Origin of the sequence: Bradyrhizobium sp. DOA1, from assembly GCF_001593325.1 — a bacterium.
GTDB lineage: Bacteria > Pseudomonadota > Alphaproteobacteria > Rhizobiales > Xanthobacteraceae > Bradyrhizobium.
In genome coordinates this window covers 7,311,786-7,328,975 of record NZ_JXJM01000001.1, presented here as the reverse complement: position 1 = coordinate 7,328,975, position 17,190 = coordinate 7,311,786, and the positions used below count along the sequence as shown (strand labels likewise).

General features: G+C 65.0%; 15 protein-coding genes. 4 read left to right on the top strand and 11 right to left on the bottom strand.

Translation table 11 applies throughout. The annotated features are described in order from the left end of the window. The first annotated feature begins 135 nt into the window (after window positions 1-135). Together SE91_RS33940 and SE91_RS33935 are read left to right on the top strand one after the other, a co-directional pair. Window positions 136-1,383: an MFS transporter gene (locus tag SE91_RS33940; protein WP_061851458.1), complete on the top strand. Its 1,248-nt coding sequence runs from the start codon at window positions 136-138 to the stop codon at window positions 1,381-1,383. Between the two features lie 194 nt (window positions 1,384-1,577). After that, window positions 1,578-2,825: an MFS transporter gene (locus tag SE91_RS33935; RefSeq protein ID WP_061850728.1), complete on the top strand. Its 1,248-nt coding sequence runs from the start codon at window positions 1,578-1,580 to the stop codon at window positions 2,823-2,825. A 67-nt stretch (window positions 2,826-2,892) separates the two neighbouring features. Here SE91_RS33935 and SE91_RS33930 read toward each other — a convergent pair whose 3' ends face one another. Together SE91_RS33930 and SE91_RS33925 are read right to left on the bottom strand one after the other, a co-directional pair. After that, complete coding sequence (locus tag SE91_RS33930; RefSeq protein WP_008540790.1) at window positions 2,893-3,387, bottom strand: VOC family protein; 495 nt, start codon at window positions 3,385-3,387, stop codon at window positions 2,893-2,895. A gap of 88 nt (window positions 3,388-3,475) precedes the next feature. Continuing rightward, window positions 3,476-4,021: a carboxymuconolactone decarboxylase family protein gene (locus tag SE91_RS33925; protein WP_061851457.1), complete on the bottom strand. Its 546-nt coding sequence runs from the start codon at window positions 4,019-4,021 to the stop codon at window positions 3,476-3,478. Window positions 4,022-4,150: 129 nt separating this feature from the next. Between SE91_RS33925 and SE91_RS33920 the strand changes: the two genes are divergently transcribed. Both SE91_RS33920 and SE91_RS33915 read left to right on the top strand, forming a co-directional pair. After that, the gene (locus SE91_RS33920; protein ID WP_060738019.1) at window positions 4,151-5,350 is read left to right on the top strand and encodes an acyl-CoA dehydrogenase family protein; all 1,200 of its coding nucleotides are present in this window, start codon (window positions 4,151-4,153) and stop codon (window positions 5,348-5,350) included. Window positions 5,351-5,504: 154 nt separating this feature from the next. Then, window positions 5,505-6,644 (top strand): acyl-CoA dehydrogenase family protein, encoded by a 1,140-nt coding sequence (locus tag SE91_RS33915; protein ID WP_061850727.1) that lies wholly within the window; start codon window positions 5,505-5,507, stop codon window positions 6,642-6,644. A gap of 179 nt (window positions 6,645-6,823) precedes the next feature. Here SE91_RS33915 and SE91_RS33910 read toward each other — a convergent pair whose 3' ends face one another. From SE91_RS33910 to SE91_RS33870, 9 genes are all read right to left on the bottom strand, one after another. Next, window positions 6,824-7,861 (bottom strand): amino acid ABC transporter substrate-binding protein, encoded by a 1,038-nt coding sequence (locus tag SE91_RS33910; protein ID WP_061851456.1) that lies wholly within the window; start codon window positions 7,859-7,861, stop codon window positions 6,824-6,826. A gap of 59 nt (window positions 7,862-7,920) precedes the next feature. Further along, entirely contained in the window at window positions 7,921-8,514 is a 594-nt protein-coding gene (locus SE91_RS33905) for a L,D-transpeptidase (protein ID WP_060737353.1), read from the bottom strand. 403 nt (window positions 8,515-8,917) lie between these two features. Continuing rightward, a complete protein-coding gene (locus SE91_RS33900) occupies window positions 8,918-9,892 on the bottom strand; it encodes a hypothetical protein (protein ID WP_061850726.1) in 975 nt (324 codons plus the stop codon). 102 nt (window positions 9,893-9,994) lie between these two features. Further along, window positions 9,995-10,558, bottom strand: a complete 564-nt coding sequence (locus tag SE91_RS33895) for a thioredoxin family protein (protein ID WP_061850725.1) — start codon at window positions 10,556-10,558, stop codon at window positions 9,995-9,997. A gap of 31 nt (window positions 10,559-10,589) precedes the next feature. Further along, complete coding sequence (locus SE91_RS33890; RefSeq protein WP_061850724.1) at window positions 10,590-11,288, bottom strand: cytochrome c biogenesis CcdA family protein; 699 nt, start codon at window positions 11,286-11,288, stop codon at window positions 10,590-10,592. A 433-nt stretch (window positions 11,289-11,721) separates the two neighbouring features. Then, entirely contained in the window at window positions 11,722-12,333 is a 612-nt protein-coding gene (locus tag SE91_RS33885) for a sigma-70 family RNA polymerase sigma factor (RefSeq protein WP_008540804.1), read from the bottom strand. Between the two features lie 315 nt (window positions 12,334-12,648). Next, window positions 12,649-13,386, bottom strand: coding sequence for a response regulator (locus tag SE91_RS33880; RefSeq protein WP_061850723.1), 738 nt, complete (start codon window positions 13,384-13,386; stop codon window positions 12,649-12,651). Between the two features lie 4 nt (window positions 13,387-13,390). Next, a complete protein-coding gene (locus tag SE91_RS33875; RefSeq protein WP_061850722.1) occupies window positions 13,391-15,139 on the bottom strand; it encodes an ATP-binding response regulator in 1,749 nt (582 codons plus the stop codon). After that, window positions 15,109-17,187, bottom strand: a complete 2,079-nt coding sequence (locus SE91_RS33870; protein WP_060737347.1) for a sensor histidine kinase — start codon at window positions 17,185-17,187, stop codon at window positions 15,109-15,111. Before SE91_RS33870 ends, SE91_RS33875 begins: the two co-directional genes overlap by 31 nt. Window positions 17,188-17,190: the final 3 nt, after the last annotated feature.

Genomic DNA, 17,190 nt, shown 5'->3' with positions numbered 1-17,190 from the left:
CGGCCCGCTATCATTTGTCCGATTGCGTCACGGGCATGGCCCGCGTCCGTTTGCGCCGGTTGCTCGCCCTCCCGCGCCCCTCCATAGTGCCGGGAATCAACAAAGCCCCGTGAGCCCCTTGGGGCGGAAATGCCGATGTCAGACGTCACCTCAACCGCCGAAATCACCGACGATTCGCGCGTGCGCGCCAATGTGGTGCGCCTCGCCGCCGCGCAGGCGCTGACCGGAGCCAACTCGGCCGTGATCTTCGCTACCGGCTCGATCGTCGGCGCGACGCTCGCGCCGGACATGTCGCTCGCGACCGTGCCGCTGTCGATGTACGTGCTGGGGCTCGCCGCCGGCACATTGCCAACAGGTGCGATCTCGCGCCGCTTCGGCCGCCGCGCCGCCTTCGTCGTCGGCACCGGACTCGGCATGCTCACCGGCCTTCTGGGGTCCTACGCGATCCTGCATGGCTCGTTCGCGCTGTTCTGCATCGCGACCTTCCTCGGCGGTCTCTACGGCGCAGTCGCGCAATCTTATCGCTTCGCCGCCGCCGACGGCGCCAGCGCGGCTTATCGGCCGAAGGCGGTGTCCTTGGTGATGGCGGGCGGTGTGTTCGCCGGCGTGCTCGGTCCGCAGCTCGTGCAATGGACCATGGACGTCTGGCAGCCATATCTGTTCGCCTTCAGCTTCCTGGTGCAGGCCGCGGTGGCGTTGGCTGCGATGGGCATCGTTGCCGGCGTCGACATGCCTAAGCCTGCGCCGGCCGATCTGCATGGCGGACGGCCGCTGCTCGACATCGTCACCCAGCCGCGCTTCATCGGAGCCGCTTTGTGCGGCGTCATCTCCTATCCCATGATGAATTTGGTGATGACGTCGGCGCCGCTCGCCATGAAGATGTGCGGCCTCAGCGTCTCCGATTCCAATTTCGGCATCCAATGGCACATCGTCGCGATGTACGGACCAAGCTTCTTCACGGGTGCGCTGATCGCGCGCTTCGGTGCGCCGAAGGTCGTGGCCGCAGGCCTGCTGCTGGAGGCCGGCGCCGCCGGCATCGGCCTGTCCGGGATCACCGTGATGCATTTCTGGGCGACGCTGATCGTGCTCGGCGTGGGCTGGAATTTCTCCTTCATCGGCGCCTCCGCGCTGGTGCTGGAGACGCATCGTCCGCAGGAACGCAACAAGGTCCAGGCCTTCAACGATTTCCTGGTGTTCGGCATGATGGCGATCGGCTCGTTCTCCTCCGGGCAGCTGCTCGCCAATTACGGCTGGTCCGCGGTGAACATGGTAGTGTTTCCGCCGGTCGTGCTGGGCCTTGCCGTGCTCTCGCTGGCCTCCTGGGCCCGCCGCCGCAAGGAACGGTTCGACGCGGCGATGGGCGAGTTCCCGGATGCGATTTGACGCATGATCCGGAAAAGTGTGCAGCGGTTTTCCGATAAGATCATGCTCGATAGGTTGGCAGGAGCCTGTCAGCAACGTTGATGCTTCGACCGCGGTCGAAGTGATTTTCGGACGCACGGTTGTTACATGATGCTCGTCATCAACAGACGGGCGTGACGCACGCCGCTCGTGGGGGCAACGAAGGACCAGCGCAAATGCTCGACAATCCCCGCGCCACCGCGCCGATCGACGAATCCTCCCTCCGCTACGAAGGCTGGCGCATCGTCGCGGTCTGCTTCCTGCTGGCGACCTTCGGCTGGGGGCTCGGCTTCTACGGGCAGAGCGTCTATGTCGCCGAGCTCCAGCGCGCGCGGGGCTGGCCCACCTCGCTGATCTCCGCCGGCACCACGTTCTTCTATCTGTTCGGCGCGCTGCTTGTCGTCTTCGTCGGCGAGGCGGTAAGGAAATACGGTCCGCGTCTCAGCCTGATCGCCGGTACGCTGGCGATGGCGGCGGCCGCGATCGCGATCGGCGCGGTGCGCGAGCCCTGGCAGCTCTACCTCGCCAATGCCGTGCTCGCCTTTGGCTGGGCCGGCACCAGCCTTGCGATGATCACCAACACGATCAGCCTGTGGTTCGACACCAAGCGCGGCATGGCGATCAGCCTCGCGCTGAACGGCGCCAGCTTCGGCGGCATCGTCGGCGTGCCGGTGCTGGTGATGCTGATCGGCCATATCGGCTTCGCCAGCGCGATGTACGCCACGGCCGGCGCCATGCTGGTGCTGCTGCTGCCGGTGATCCTCCTTCTCGTCGGGCGCCCGCCGGATCTTCACGGCTGGAAGGCGTCGGCGAAAGCAAGGCCGCAATCGTCGACGCAGATTCGCGCCTGGGCGCTACGTGATGTCGGCTTCCTCACAGTGACGATTGCCTTTGCCTTGGTGCTGTTCGCGCAGGTCGGCTTCATCGTGCACCTGATCTCGTTTCTCGATCCCGTGATCGGCCGCGAGCGGGCAGCGGTCGCCGTCGCCGTGCTCACGGCCATGGCCGTGATCGGCCGCGTGCTGTTCTCGCTGGTGATCGACCGCCTCAACCAGCGGCTGGCCTCGGCGCTGTCGTTCCTGAGCCAGGCGGTGGCGCTTGTCGTCGTCATCAACCTGCACAATGACTACGTGCTGATCGCCGCCTGCGCGTTGTTCGGCTTCTCTGTCGGCAATCTCATCACGCTGCCGTCGCTGATCGTGCAGCGGGAGTTCGACAGCGCCTCGTTCGGCGTGCTGATCAGCCTCAACACCGCGATCAACCAGGTCACCTACGCCTTCGGCCCGGGAATCGTGGGGGCGCTGCGCGATTGGTCCGGCGGCTACGCGCTGCCGTTCTATCTCTGCATCGCCCTGGAGCTGGCGGCCGCGGCGTTGATCATGGTTCGGGGGAAACGTTTCGTAGGGCGGATTAGCGAAGCGTAATCCGCCAATTTGGCTCCGCATTCGCTGAGGCATGGCGGATTACGCTCCGCTAATCCGCCCTACGGCATCACGTTTCCCGCTCCCGCAACAACCCCTCCACATCCAGCCGCTTGGTGAACATCGCAAGCTTCCCATCCGGCCCGAACGGCCATTGCTCCCGCGGCTTATCCCAATACAATTCGACGCCGTTCTGATCCGGGTCGCGCAAGTACAGCGCCTCGCTGACGCCGTGATCACTCGCCCCATCCAGCGCGATCCCCGCCGTGAGCACCCGGTGCAACGCATCCGCCAGCGCTGGCCGCGTCGGATAGAGGATCGCGGTGTGGAACAGTCCTGTCGTGCCCGGCGGTGGCGGCGAGCCGCCCTTGCTTTCCCAGGTGTTGAGCCCGATGTGGTGATGATAGCCGCCGGCCGCGATGAAGGCCGCGCCCGAGCCCATCCGCTGCATCAGCTCGAAGCCGAGCACGCCGCAATAGAAGCCGAGTGCGCGATCGAGGTCGGCGACCTTGAGATGGACATGACCGATCCGTGTGCCGGCATGGACAGGCTGGTGTTGCGACATGTGAATGCTCCGTTGCTGAGCTCCACATATGGAGGGTCCCGCGACGGTGCCATCGCCCATCCCGAAACCCATCGTTTCCGGATGGGAGCTAGGCCAGCTCCGACACTTCGCCCTCGGGAAGTCCGAACTCGAACGTGTTCAGCGTCATCGACACCAGCGTGTAATAGCCGCACAGCCCGATCACCTCGACCACGCCGCGCTCGCTGAGCAGCTTTACGGCCTCGTCGTAGAGACCTTTCTCGACGCCGTGGCCCTCGTGCAGCGACTTCGCGAGATCGTAGATCATCTTCCCCTTGGGATCCTCGAATTCGGGCGTGCGGCGATCGCGGATCGCCTCGATGATTCCGGGGTTCATGCCGCCGGCGAGCGCGAGGCGCTTATGCGCGTACCATTCGTAATGGGCAGTCCAGTGCCGCGCCGTCACCAGGATCGCGATCTCCGATAGCTTGGCGGGAAATATCGTGTCGAAGCGCAGGACTTCGCCGAGCCGCGTGGCGTGCCGCGCCATCTCGGGGCTGCTCAGCCAAGCCATCATCGGCGCCGGCGGCTTGCCGCGCTTGCCGGCAATGGACTCATCATAGGTCTGCCGCTGGCTCTCGTTCATTTCGCCAGGCGAAAGAAGTGTTAGGCGCATGGTCGTTTCCTCTTTGTTTTCAAGCACCGTCGTCGCCGCGACTATAGCCGAATGCGGTTCGCGGAAGTGGTTGAATTCCGCGGGAGCTTGGCCCAGAGTCGCTGCCAAACTTAGATGATGGAAACGACCATGAGCGAAACTGAAAACGCCGAGCTCGAAACATTCCGCAACGAGACGCGCGCCTGGCTGGAAGCCAATTGCCCACCGGAAATGCGCAAGCCCGCCACGTCGGATGCCGACGTCTACTGGGGCGGACGCAACGCAAAATTCTCGTCCGAGCCGCAGCGTATCTGGTTCGAGCGCATGCGCGACAAGGGCTGGACCGTGCCGGATTGGCCTAAGGAATATGGCGGCGGGGGCTTAAGCGCTGCCGAGCACAAGGTGCTGCGTGCGGAGATGGCGAAAATCGGCGCGCGTCCGCCGTTGTCGAGCTTTGGCATCTGGATGCTTGGGCCAGCGCTCCTAAAATACGGCAATGAGGCCCAGAAGAAAGAGCATCTGCCAAAAATCGCCGCGGGCGAGATCCGCTGGTGTCAGGGCTATTCCGAGCCGAATGCCGGCTCCGATCTCGCTTCGCTCCAGACCCGCGCCGAAAGCGACGGCGACGATTTCATCATCACCGGCCAGAAGATCTGGACGTCCTATGCCAACTACGCCGACTGGATCTTCTGCCTCGTGCGCACCGATCCTGCCGCGAAGAAGCATGACGGCATCAGTTTCATCCTGTTCGACATGGCCTCGAAAGGCGTCTCGACCAAGCCGATCCTGTTGATCTCCGGCTATTCGCCATTCTGCGAAACCTTCTTCGACGGCGTGCGCGTGCCGAAATCGCATGTGGTCGGCACGGTCAATCGCGGCTGGGACGTCGCAAAATATCTGCTCCAGCACGAGCGCGCGATGATCTCCGGCATGGGCGAGCGCGGCGTCGGCCGCCCGCTGGGTCAGATCGCGGCGGACTCCGTCGGCACCGATGCGCAAGGTAAGCTCGACGATGCCATGCTGCGCGGCCAGATCGCGCGCTTCGACGTCGACGAAGCTGCACTCGCCGCCTGTGCCGAGCGTGCGGTCGATCTCGCTAAGGCGGGCCAGGCCCATCCGGCGTTCTCCTCGGCGATGAAATATTACGGCACCGAGCTCAACAAGCGCCGCCATGAGATCCTGATGTCGGCCGGCGGCGTCGATGCGTTGGAATGGGAGAGCGAGCGCTCCAAGCAGGGCGCCCGTCCGCGCGCCTGGCTGCGCACCAAGGCCAATTCGATCGAGGGCGGTACGACGGAGGTGATGCTCGGCATCGTCGCCAAGCGCATCCTGGATCTGCCGGGGGCGTGAGGACCGCACTCTCACCAACCGTCATTCCGGGGCGTGCGAAGCGCGAGCCCGGAATCCATAACCACGAGCGGGAGTATGGATTCCGGGCCTGCGCCTAACGGCGCATCCCGGAATGACGAGACAAGATAAACTTCGAAGTTCGGAAACACGCACCATGGCCCTCGTCCTCACCGAAGAACAATCGATGCTCCGCGATAGCGCGCGCGGGCTGATCAGCGACAAGGCGCCGGTGTCGCATTTGCGCCATTTGCGCGACAGCAAGGATCGCATTGGCTTCTCGAAAGAGCTCTGGCACTCCTTCGCCGAGATGGGGTTTGCCGGCCTTTTGGTCCCGGAAGAGTTCGGCGGCAGCGGCCTCGGCTATGTCGAAGCCGGAATCGTGATGGAAGAGATCGGCCGCACGTTGATGCCGTCGCCCTTTCTTGCGACCAGCGTGGTCGCGGCTTCCGCCCTGAATCGCGGCGGCAACGCCGTACAGAAGTCGGAATACCTGCCGAAGATCGCGAGCGGCTCGCTGCTCGCGACGCTGGCGATCGACGAAGGCGCAAAGCATCGTCCGCTGCAGACCAGCCTGCAGGCCGTGCGCGCCGGCAATGGTTTCAAGCTCTCCGGCGCCAAGGCGCTTGTCGTCGATGGTCACGTTGCCGATCTGCTCATCGTCGCCGCGCGCACCTCCGGCTCTGCCGGTGACCGCGAAGGCCTGACGCTGTTCCTGGTCGATCCCAAGGCCAAGGGCGTTGCGATCGAGCGCACCATCATGGTCGACGCGCACAACGCGGCGCGGATCGAATTCGCCAATGTCCAGGTCAATGCCGACGGCGTGCTCGGCGAGGTCGATCAGGCCGCCGGCCTGCTCGAGGGCGTGCTCGACATCGGCCGCGGCGCGGTGGCGGCCGAGATGGTGGGGCTCAGCGACGAAGTCTTCAACCGCACCGTCGAGTACCTGAAGAGCCGCAAGCAGTTCGGCAAGCTGATCGGCGAATTCCAGGCGCTGCAGCACCGCGCCGCCGAGCTCTATGTCGACATCGAGATCACCCGCGCCGCCACCATGAAGGCGCTGCAGGCGCTCGATGCCGACGTCGCCAAGGCCGCATCCAGCGTCGCCGTCGCAAAAGCCCGTGCCGGCACCACCGCCACGCGCGCGGTGCAGGAAGGCGTGCAGATGCACGGCGGCATGGGCATGACCGACCAGTTCGACATCGGCTTCTTCATGAAGCGCGCGCGGGTATGCGAGGAGCTGTTCGGCGATGCCAACTACCACACCGAGCAGTTGGCGCGCGCGCGGGGGTATTGAGGAGAAGCGGCAGAGACGATCCGGGCTACGGCCAGCAACGCGAACCGTCATGGCCGGGCTTGTCCCGGCCATCCACGTTCTCAGGTGCTGCAAAAACGTGGATGCCCGGGACAAGCCCGGGCATGGCTGATAGATGGAGCGCGGGCCCTCGCTCGCAATGACCGCGGATGGACCGTCGCCTACCGCATCGGCGGCGCGTACTGCACACCACCCGCATTCCACAGCTGGTTCATGCCGCGCGGAATCTTCAGCTTCGACTTCTCGCCGATGTTGCGGTCGTACATTTCGCCGTAATTGCCGACATGACGGATGATGCGGGCGGCCCAGTCCTTGGTGAGGCCGAGCTGCTCTCCGTAACGGCCTTCGGTGCCGACGAGGCGCATCACTTCCGGCTTCTTCGACTTCAGGGCCTCGTCGATGTTCTCCGAGGTGACGCCGAGCTCCTCGGCGTTGATCATGGCGTAGAGCGTCCACTTCACGATCATCATCCAGTCGTCGTCGCGCTGGCGCACGACGGGGGCGAGCGGCTCCTTGGAGATCATGTCCGGCAGGATCATGTGGTCGCCGGGCTTCGACAGGTTCAGCCGCAGCGCATAGAGCTGGGAGACGTCGGCCGACAGCGTATCACACTTGCCGCTGTCGTAGGCCTTCACCACGTCGTCGAGCTTGTCGAACTTCACCTCTTCATACTTCATGTTGTTGGCACGGAAGTAGTCGGCGACGTTGAGAGTCGTCGTGGTCCCGGTCTGGACGCAGACCTTGCTGTCGGCGAGGTCCAGTGAGGTCTCCTTGTTGCGCGAACGCGGCACCATGAAGCCGACGCCGTCGTAATAGGCCACGGCCGGGAAGTAGAGGTCGTAGTCGAGCTCGCGCGCCATGCTCCAGGTCGTGTTGCGCGAGAGGATGTCCACCTTGCGGGTCTGCAGCTCTTTGAAACGCTCATTGGCGTCGAGCGCGACGAACTTCGCCTTGCCGGGATCGTTGAAAATCGCCGCAGCCACCGCGCGGCAGAAATCGACGTCGAAGCCGGTCCAGTTGCCCTTGTCGTCAGGGATCGAGAAGCCCGGCAGGCCCTTGTTGACGCCGCAAAGCACCTCTCCGCGGCGCACCGTGCGCTTCAGCGTGCGGGTGTCGTAGAATTCATAGATGATGGCCGAAACGGCGACCAGCACGGCGACGGCGAGCCCGATCAGCAGGCCGCCACGAAAAGTGCGCATCATGTTGCTCTCTCGAAAAATCGGGAAAAGGAAAGGAGTGTGGTCGAAGGGAGGGGGCTTTAGAGCTCCGGCTTCTGCCGGATGACCACCTTGGTGCCAACAGGCACGCGATCGTAGAGATCGGCGACGTCAGCGTTGACGAGGCGGAAGCAGCCCGAGGAGACCTTGGTGCCGATCGTATCAGGGCGGTTGGTGCCGTGGATGCGGTAGACGGTGGTGCCGAGATACATGGCGCGGGCGCCAAGCGGATTGCCGGGGCCGCCGGCCATGAAGCGCGGCAGATAGGGTTGGCGCTGGATCATCTCCGGCGGCGGCGTCCAGTCCGGCCATTCCTTCTTGTTGGTGATGGTCACGAGCCCTTGCCACTGGAAGCCGTCGCGGCCGACGCCGATGCCATAGCGGATCGCGCGCCCGCCGGGCTGCACCAGATAAAGATGACGTTCGGCGGTCGAGACGATGATCGTGCCCGGCGGCTCGGTGGTGCGGAAGTAGACCACCTGCTTTTTCCATTCCGGCTCGAGCTGGTAGCCGTCATCGGCGATCAGGCCCGGCTCGTCGCCGCGATCAGGCTGCTGCGCGAAGACCTGCGGTGTGGACAGGGTCAGGCCGATCGCGGCCAGAAACATCCCGGTCAGGCGACGAAAATCCGTCATGTAAAGCTCTCCCCGCTGCCACAGCGCAAATCAATCAGGAACCATCAAACCTGAGGGGCAAGTTCATGGCAAGTTGATGGCGCGCCGCTCTGGTATGTCACGAGAATGCTTTGGTTTTTTGACGTGCAGCCGGCAATGCCACAAACGGGGGATGGCGCGAAAAGCAGTGATTGTGGCGGCCAGGTTCGCTGCGCTCCCTGCCGCGCCCGCGGGGAGAGGTATTTGGCGGGGTCTCAGCGCACGCCTCGTCCTTCGAGACGACCGCTGTGCGGTCTCCTCAGGATGAGGCTGAGAAACAGCGGTGCTCATCGACATTGCCGCCGCGCACTCTGCCCTCGTCCTGAGGGCCCGCCGCAGGCGGGCGTCTCGAAGAATGGGCCACAGGCGAGCTGGCGGCTCCCAGCTAGATCTTGTTGCTCTCCGCGGGAATCCCGAGTCGCCGCACGATCTCGGCCCCCACGGCGCGGGCTTCGACCCGCGAGCCGATGCGGGGGCTGCGAAACCGCTTTCCGGAGTGTAGCCGGATCACGACGATGCAGTGCTCGTCCTCGGACCGGCCGCGGCGCTCGACCGTGATCGTCTTCACGACCCGCCCTTCGATGTGGTCCGCGCGCGGTGTGCCGTCGCCCCACAGGCGTTCGACGCGGATATCGCCTGGCCGGATGATCCAGAAGGCGCCCGTGACGAGATTGGCATATCTGTACACGGCGAACGCGGCGATCACGCCGACCGGCAGCAGCAGGATCTCGACATGGCTCGGCGGCAGCCCACGCCACAGCTTGTAGGCATAGGGGAGGGCACACAATGCGACGGCGATCAGCGCAAGGATGCGGATGTCGCGCGCGGGAAACGGCTCGAGCGGTTCACCGAGATGCATCTCCGGATTGCTGGCATCGAGCGGATTGCGGGGTGCCTCGACGTTGGCAACGCCGAATTGCGCGGCGATCCGGGCCACGGTGTCGCGCACATGGGTGACGTCGGAGATCGGCGGAGAGGTCAGGCGTTCCCCGGAGGCCAACGTGAAGGCGAGCTGGAAACGGGCTTTCACGCGCTTGCTGCCGGGAACCTGTAAGCCGCTGATGTCATCCTTAGGGACGACCCGCGTGCGGAGCTTTCCGAACGGACGCTGTTGCCCGATCAGGATCTCGTTCGGCGTGATGATCCATACCACCGCCGGCGCCATCATGATGCCGACGACGAATCCCGCCCCCACCAGCAGCGCCAACACCGAGATGATGATTTCCAGGGTGTCGCGCGTGAACAGGCCCGGCGTGAAGCACAGCGCAACCGCCGCCGCGCAGCCAGCCACAATCAGCCGCTGCGCGATCGAGGAGCCTTCACGAAGGCGGATGTCGGTGCTGGTGGTCGCGTCGTCCATCGCGGGCGGCTGATTCCGTCGCCCGCGAAACTCCACGGACGGGTCCGTGGAGTCAAGCAACAAGCGCGACAGATGAAGCCGCCGCGCGCAGGCGGTGCGGCATCAGCTGTTCACGTTCAGCAGTCGCGCCACGGTGCGGTCGATCTGGTCGTAGCTGCCTTCGCCTTCGTGCTGGAACACGATCTTGCCGCTCTGGTCGACGATGTATTGTGCCGGCCAGTAACGGTTGCGGTAGGCGTTCCAGGTCTTGGACTCATTGTCCTGCGCCACCGGATAGGTGATGCCGTGGCGTTTCAGCGCGGCTTGCACGTTCGAGGCGGACCGTTCGAACGGAAATTCCGGCGTGTGCACGCCGACCACGACGAGACCCCGGTCCTTGTACTTGGCGTAGAGTTCGGTGACGTGCGGCAGCGTATTGACGCAGTTGACGCAGCCATAGGTCCAGAAATCGACCAGCACGACCTTGCCACGGAGATCGGCCATGCTCAGCGGCTTCGAGTTGAACCAATTGTTGATGCCGGTGAAGTCTGGCGCGCTCTCCTGGCTTGCGGCCGCGACGCGCAGCGGTGTTGCGCGGGATACCTCGTCGCAGATGCCGGGGATCACGGCGCCGGTGACGGTGAAGCCGATCAGTGCGGCGGCCACGGTGAGCAGTTTGAAAGTCATGGAAGCGTCCTCCGGTGAAATGGATCGATGATCACAGGCCGATCTGGCCGGTGGGATAGAAGCCGGTAAGCCACGCCACGATCAGCGTGTCGTATTGGAAATAGGCGGCGGCGGCGAAGGCGATCACGACGACGCCAAAGCCCTGCTGCAGCCGCGGCGAGATCCGGGCGAGGCTGCGGACCCGCGTGGTCGCGGCCTGTCCGCCATAGGCGATTGCCAGCATCGGGATCGCGGCGCCGATGGCGTAAGCGATCAGCAGCGTGCCGGCCCATGACAGGTTCTTCGAGGTCGCAACCAGCGTCAGGATCGAGCCGAGTACGGGGCCGGCGCAGGGCGTCCAGACCAGGCCGAGCGTCGTGCCGAGCACCAGCCCGCCGAGCGCGCCCTCGCGCTGGGTGGCGGTGGCATTGCCGAAATCGAGCCAGCCATTGAGCCGGATCGACAGAAATTCGAACGGCGCCGGCCACAGCATCAGCAGGCCGAAGCCGAGCAGCAGGATCGCGGCCGCCTCGCGCAGCACGTTCGGATCGAAATCGAACAAGCGCGTGATCGCGCCGAGCAGCAGCGCGGTCGCGGAAAACGAGATGACGAAGCCGAGTGCGATCATCGCCGGGCGCAAATGCCCTGCGCGCCCGATCGAGGCACCCAGCAGGATTGGCAGCATCGGCAGCGTGCAGGGCGCGGCGATGGTGAGGACACCGGCGAGGACGGCGAAGAACAATTCGAGCATGGGGCACTCGTGAAGGAGGTCACGAGGGCAGTTCGGAACGGATGCGCGGCGCGTTACGCAGCGTCACGGCTTCGTGACGGAGGGGAATTTGCAAAGGTCGTCATGCCCGGGCTTGTCCCGGGCATCCACGTTCTTTGTCGTGGGGCTGGACGTGGATGGCCGGGTCAAGGCCCGGCCATGACGATGTGGAGCGACAGTGTCCCAGCGGTCGCGTCCGGTCGGGCCCCAAACACAAAACGACCCGGAGGGGGGGCATCCCGTCCGGGTCGCTGGAGGTCCTTGGGAGGTTTAACGAAACTGTATGTGAGCTTTATAGGAGGGAAGTTTTTCCGCCTGATGTTGTGCTTTGTTTCAATTGTTTCGTCGGCGGTAACACTTCCGTGTCCGGGGAAAGGGTCAGAGTGCCAACCCTATCCCGTTGAATTCGTTGAGATCAGGCGGCGAAACGCTCGACGCCGCAGCCCTTAAGCAATTCGGCGAGCTGCTTGCGGGCGTAGAACATCCGGGTCTTCACCGTGCTCTGGGGGATCCCGATGATCTGGCCGACCTCCTCCACCGACTTCTCGTGGTAGTAGACGAGGGTGATGATCTCGCGATGCGCGGGCGACAGCTTCTGCACGCAGGCGCGCAGGATGGCGCTCGTGTCGGTGCGGTCGAGCGAGGTCTCGGGCGTCTCGGCATCGTCGGGAATCTGGCGCACGTCTTCCTGGTCGATGTCCTCGAACCGGCGCTGGCGCATCGCGGTCAGGGCCTTGAAGCGGGCGATCGAGAGCAGCCAGGTCGAGACCTGCGAGCGGCCCTGGAACTGGCCGGCGGTCCGCCACACGTCCAGGAACACCTGGCTGACCAGGTCTTCCGCCGTGGTGGCGTCACGCACGATGCGCAGGATGAAGCGGTACACCCGGACATTGTGCCGGCAATAGAGAATGTGCATGGACGTCCGGTTGCCGCCGGCAATGCTTTCGAGAAGCATGTCGTCCGAAGTCGCCTGAGCGGCAATGATGCTCTGGCTGGCCTGGGCGTTGATAGCGATGACGTTCGGCATGGACTTGGCTCCCCGTAGCGCCGCAACCGAGCGGCGTTTCCTTGAGCCAAAGTGTTAATGAGCCAACGTTTCGGGACGTCTGCACGAAAAGGAGAAAATGGTTTCGTGCGCCGCCAAATTGTTTCGTCGGAATCGCCGCGACGAAACATTCGGGGCGAAAAGGCGAGGAATTTCAATGTACGGAAGATGCGGGGGTGCGGATTTGGCGGGGCTGGAACGTTTTTCCAGCTCTTGCGTTCGGTCGCGCCAGATACACCGCTGTCGTCCCGGGGCGCCAAGCGAGCCCGGAACGACGGCGGTTGGTGGCGCGCGCCCTTACGCCTTCTCGCCCGCCGGCGAGAACAGATAGCCGCCGCCGCGGATGGTGCGGATCACGGCGGGCTTGGCCGGATCGGGCTCGATCTTGCGGCGGATGCGCATGATGCGGAGATCGACCGCGCGGTCGAAGGCTTCGGCGTCGCGCGCATTCGCAAGCTCCAGGAGGCGCTCGCGCGACAGCACGCGCTTTGGATTGGCAGCGAACACTTTCAGCAGCCCGAACTCCGACGCGGTCAGCGGATGTTCGTTGCCCTCGTCGTCGCGCAGGGCCTGCGCTTCCAGATCGAGCCATTTGGTGCCGAAGCGCACCAATTGGTCCTTGTCGGATTTCGCAGCGGCAGCCGCCGGCGCGGCCGCCTTGGCCGGCGCACTTCTGCGCAGCACCGAACGGATGCGCGCCATCAGCTCGCGCAGCTCGCAGGGTTTGGCCACGTAATCGTCGGCGCCGAGCTCGAGCCCGACCACGCGATCGATCGGGCTCGCGGTCGCCGTCAGCATGATCACGGGCACGTTGATGCGGCTCTTGAGGTCGCGGATGATCGAGAGGCCGTCTTCCTCGGGCATGTTGAGGTCGAGCACGACGAGGTCGGGCATGCTGCCGTCGATTGCGGCGCGCAAGCTCTTGCCGCCGTCGCACAGCGTCACGGTGAAGCCGTGCATCTTGAGGTAATCCCCGACCATCTCCCGGGCCGGGGCCTCGTCGTCGACGATCATGATGTGCTGGCTTTGGGTCATGGCACTAGGTCGGCATTTCGGTCGCGGGGAGGGTGATGGTGAAGGTCGAGCCCTTGCCGGGGCCGTCGCTGTCGGCGGTCACCTCGCCGCCATGCATGTCGATAATACGCTTGACGATGGATAACCCAAGCCCCGTCGAGCTCTCGCCGGCGGTCGGCTTTGCCGACAGCCGCTGGAACCGGCCGAACAGGCGGCCGAGATCCTCCGGCGACAGGCCGGCGCCCTCGTCGCTGACGCGGACGATGGTTTCGCTGCCCTCATGGGTCACGGCCACGTCGATCTTGCCGCCGATCGGCGAGTATTTGATGGCGTTGCTGATGAGGTTGTCGATCGCCTCGCGGATGCGGTCTGTGTCGCACATGGTGACGATGTTGGGCGGCGCGGTGACGCTGATCGTCTGCTGCTTGTTGACCGCGAGCGGCTGGTTGGCGTCGGCGACCTCCTTGACGAGGGCCGCGACGTCGACCGGCTCGCGGCGGATGGTGATGTCGAAGGCATCCGCCATCGCGTCCGAGATCAGGTGATCGACCATCGTGGTCAGCCGCTTGGTGGCGTCGCGGATGTGGTCGACCTGGGCGACCACGCCGTTTTCCGAGGCGCCGGTCGAGATCAGCTCCTTCAGCATCTCGGTGCGGCCGAGGATGACGCCGAGCGGATTCTTCAGGTCGTGCGCGACGGTGCCCAAAATCTCGTTCTTGAAGCCGTTGGCGCGCTGTAGCCGCAGCCATTGCGCGGACAGGCGGCGATTGGCCTGCATCAAGGCACGGGTGCGCTGGGCGACGCGGTCCTCCAGCTGCGTGTTGGCGTCCTGGAGCTGCTGGTAGAGGATGACGTTGTCGAAGGCGATCGAGAGCCTCGAGGAGAAGATCTCGACCAGCGAGCGGTCGGTCTCGGACAGCTCGCGCTCGGCCTGCAGCAGCACCACGACCTCGCGGCCGGATCCGGTGCGCAAATAGATCACGCTGCGATGGTCGGCGAATTCGTTCTTGCGGCGCTGGAACGCCGCCTCCACCATCGCCCGCAGATCGGGGTCGAGTGCCTTCGACGTCGTGGTGCCGATGAAGCGGCTGTAGCAGCCGCTGCCGGCGAGCACCGAGAGCTCGGGATCGATGCCGCCATTGTCGCGCAGGACCAGGATGCCGGCGCAGTCGACGTTGAGCAGCGAGGCGAGCTGGGTCAGCACGCCCTCGGCGAGCCGCTGCATCGACTTGAAGTCGTACAGCGTCGAGGCCGCGTCGATGATGATCTCCAGCCCGCGCCGCGTCTGCACCATGCGCTCGAGCTGTTGGTAGGAGCGCAGCGCCGCGGTCAGCGAGGTGAAGAGCTTGTCGGCGGTGAGCTCGGTCTTGGCCTTGTAGTCGTTGATGTCGTACTGCACGATCACGCGCCGCTCCGGCGCCTGGCCGGGCTGGCCGGTGCGCAGGATGATGCGGACGGTCTCGTTCTTGATCTCGTTGCGGATGAACTCGACGAGCTCGAGGCCGGCGACATCGGTCTCCATGATGACGTCGAGCAGCACGGCGGCGATGTCGTTGTGCTCGGCCATCAGCTTGCGACCTTCGGCCGCGGAATAGGCCGACAGGATCTCCAGGCTCTGGCCGTTCAGGCTGTAATCCGAGAGAGCGAAACGGGTGCCGTCATGCACGGCCGGATCGTCGTCGATGACGGCGATCTTCCATTTCCGGGCGTTGGCATCCTCCGACGCGGTACCGGTATCGTCGATCAGGTGGAGGACATCGTCCTGTTCGGCCATTGAGAAGTCCCGTCACTTTCTGTGCTTTGCGCGCCGCCCTTGGCGATGCGGGGCATGATAATGCGAAAAGTAGTGCCTTGTCCCAGCTTGGATTCCAGCATCATGCGGCCGCCCAGCTGCTGGGTCACGAGGTTATAGACGATATGAAGGCCGAGTCCCGTGCCACCTTCATTGCGCCGGGTGGTAAAGAATGGGTCAAAGGCCTGGCGCTGCACGTCTGGAGTCATGCCGGCCCCGTCGTCGGCGAAGCTGATCTCGATATCTTCAGTCCCGCGCGGCCGCGCCGAGATCGCGATCGTGCCGGCCCGGCCGTCGGCGAAGGCGTGGTTGGCGGCATTGAGGAACAGATTGGTCAGGATCTGGCCGTAGGAGCCGGGATAGCCGTCGAGCAGCAGCCCCTCGGGCACGTCGACCTGAAGCGTGATCGGCGAGCGCTTCAGCACCGGGCGCAGACTGGCGATGATCTGGTCGGTGGCCTCGCTTAAGCTGAACTGCCGCCGCTCGGCATGGGAGCGGTCGACCGCGACCTGCTTGAACGACTGGATCAGCTCGCCGGCGCGGGTGAGATTGGCGACCAGCTGCTGCGAGGCGTCGCGCGAGGATTGCACGAACTCCTCCAGCTGCGAGCGCCGCAGCCCGCCCTCGCCCTTGAGCTGGGCTTCGAAGATCTCGGTGCGCCGGGCAAAGCTCGAGGCCACCGTCAGGCTGATGCCGATCGGGTTGTTGACCTCGTGCGCGACGCCGGCAACGAGGCCGCCGAGCGCGGCGAGCCGCTCGGCATCGATCAGGTTCTGCTGCGCGGCGTTGAGCTCGAGCAGCGCACTCTCCGCCTTCTCCTTCGACGCGCGCAGCTCGTCCTCGGTCTGGCGCTTCGCGATCGCGTTCTCGCGGAACACCTCGACCGCGCGCGCCATCGCGCCGACCTCGTCGCGTGCCTTGGTGCCCTGCACCTCGCGGTCGAGGTCGCCGAGCGTGATCGCGCGCATCGCGGTCATGATCTGCTGCAGCGGCAGGCGGATCGACAGCGCGATCATCACGCCGGCGGTGAGGATGATACCGAGGAAGATCACCGCGATCGACAGCACGCGGCGGGAAATGTCGGCCAGGGTGCGGTCGAAGGTCTCCTGCGCCTTCTGCTCGCGCTGGCGCATCTTGGTCGAGAGATCGTCGATGGCGCCGATCGCCTCGGCCTGGCTGGCGTCGATGGTGTTGCGGAGCAGCTCGGTGCGGCTCGCCAATTGCTCGGAGAGTTTTGCGAAACCGACGCGCAGCGCAGCGGTGCGGGCGCCGAGGCGCCGCAAGGCCATCCTCTGGAGATCGTTGTCGGCGAGATCAATCATCACGGGGATGGTCTTCTCGATCGTCTCGGTGTGGCGTCGGGCGTCGTCGGCCGCGCCCGCAGACTGCGACAGATAGTAGGAATTGGCCGCGACCAGCATCGCGGTGAAAGCCTCGCGGGATTTGCCGAGCGAGGGCCAGATCAGCGCGTCGCGATGGCCGGTGGCGCCTTCGATGATGGAATAGAGGCCCGCCATGTCCCTGGCCGGGCCCTGCACTTCTTCCTCATAGGTCTTGGCGATGGTTGCCTGCACGCCGCGCAGCTCGCCGAAGCCGTTGAGGAAGCGGTCGGTGGTGCGCTCGAGGTCCTCGACCGAGCCCGACAGCATCGGGTCCTTGGTGGCGCGGTTGGTCAGCGTGCCCAGCACCGCCTCGCGCAGCAGGAGGATCTCGGCGAACAGGTCCGGGCTCGGCTGGTTGATGTAGCGGTGGATCAGGTTCTGCAGCCGCCCGGTCTCGCTTTCCAATAGCGCCAGGATCCGGTCGGATTCGCGCACCTGGCGCACGTCGTCCCAGGCCGAGCCCAGCACATGGGCGCCGTTCCAGATCATGGCGACCAGCACCACCACCACGGCGGAGTTCAGCGCCGCGATCGACAGGATGCGCCAGCGGATCGGCACCGCGCGCAGCACGCCGACGAGCCGCGCGCGCAGCCGCCCGAGCGGGCCGGCCGGCCTGTCCGCGTGCTCGCTATGTCCGGCTGCGATCAACTG

Bases quoted from the DNA above. Each gene is read 5' to 3' on its own strand.
- SE91_RS33875 (WP_061850722.1), bottom strand. From the start codon at position 15,139: ATGGCCGAACAGGACGATGTCCTCCACCTGATCGACGATACCGGTACC.
- SE91_RS33895 (WP_061850725.1), bottom strand. From the start codon at position 10,558: ATGACTTTCAAACTGCTCACCGTGGCCGCCGCACTGATCGGCTTCACC.
- SE91_RS33940 (WP_061851458.1), top strand. From the start codon at position 136: ATGTCAGACGTCACCTCAACCGCCGAAATCACCGACGATTCGCGCGTG.
- SE91_RS33910 (WP_061851456.1), bottom strand. From the start codon at position 7,861: ATGCGCACTTTTCGTGGCGGCCTGCTGATCGGGCTCGCCGTCGCCGTG.
- SE91_RS33905 (WP_060737353.1), bottom strand. From the start codon at position 8,514: ATGACGGATTTTCGTCGCCTGACCGGGATGTTTCTGGCCGCGATCGGC.
- SE91_RS33935 (WP_061850728.1), top strand. From the start codon at position 1,578: ATGCTCGACAATCCCCGCGCCACCGCGCCGATCGACGAATCCTCCCTC.
- SE91_RS33885 (WP_008540804.1), bottom strand. From the start codon at position 12,333: ATGCCGAACGTCATCGCTATCAACGCCCAGGCCAGCCAGAGCATCATT.
- SE91_RS33915 (WP_061850727.1), top strand. From the start codon at position 5,505: ATGGCCCTCGTCCTCACCGAAGAACAATCGATGCTCCGCGATAGCGCG.
- SE91_RS33925 (WP_061851457.1), bottom strand. From the start codon at position 4,021: ATGCGCCTAACACTTCTTTCGCCTGGCGAAATGAACGAGAGCCAGCGG.
- SE91_RS33920 (WP_060738019.1), top strand. From the start codon at position 4,151: ATGAGCGAAACTGAAAACGCCGAGCTCGAAACATTCCGCAACGAGACG.
- SE91_RS33880 (WP_061850723.1), bottom strand. From the start codon at position 13,386: ATGACCCAAAGCCAGCACATCATGATCGTCGACGACGAGGCCCCGGCC.
- SE91_RS33890 (WP_061850724.1), bottom strand. From the start codon at position 11,288: ATGCTCGAATTGTTCTTCGCCGTCCTCGCCGGTGTCCTCACCATCGCC.
- SE91_RS33900 (WP_061850726.1), bottom strand. From the start codon at position 9,892: ATGGACGACGCGACCACCAGCACCGACATCCGCCTTCGTGAAGGCTCC.
- SE91_RS33930 (WP_008540790.1), bottom strand. From the start codon at position 3,387: ATGTCGCAACACCAGCCTGTCCATGCCGGCACACGGATCGGTCATGTC.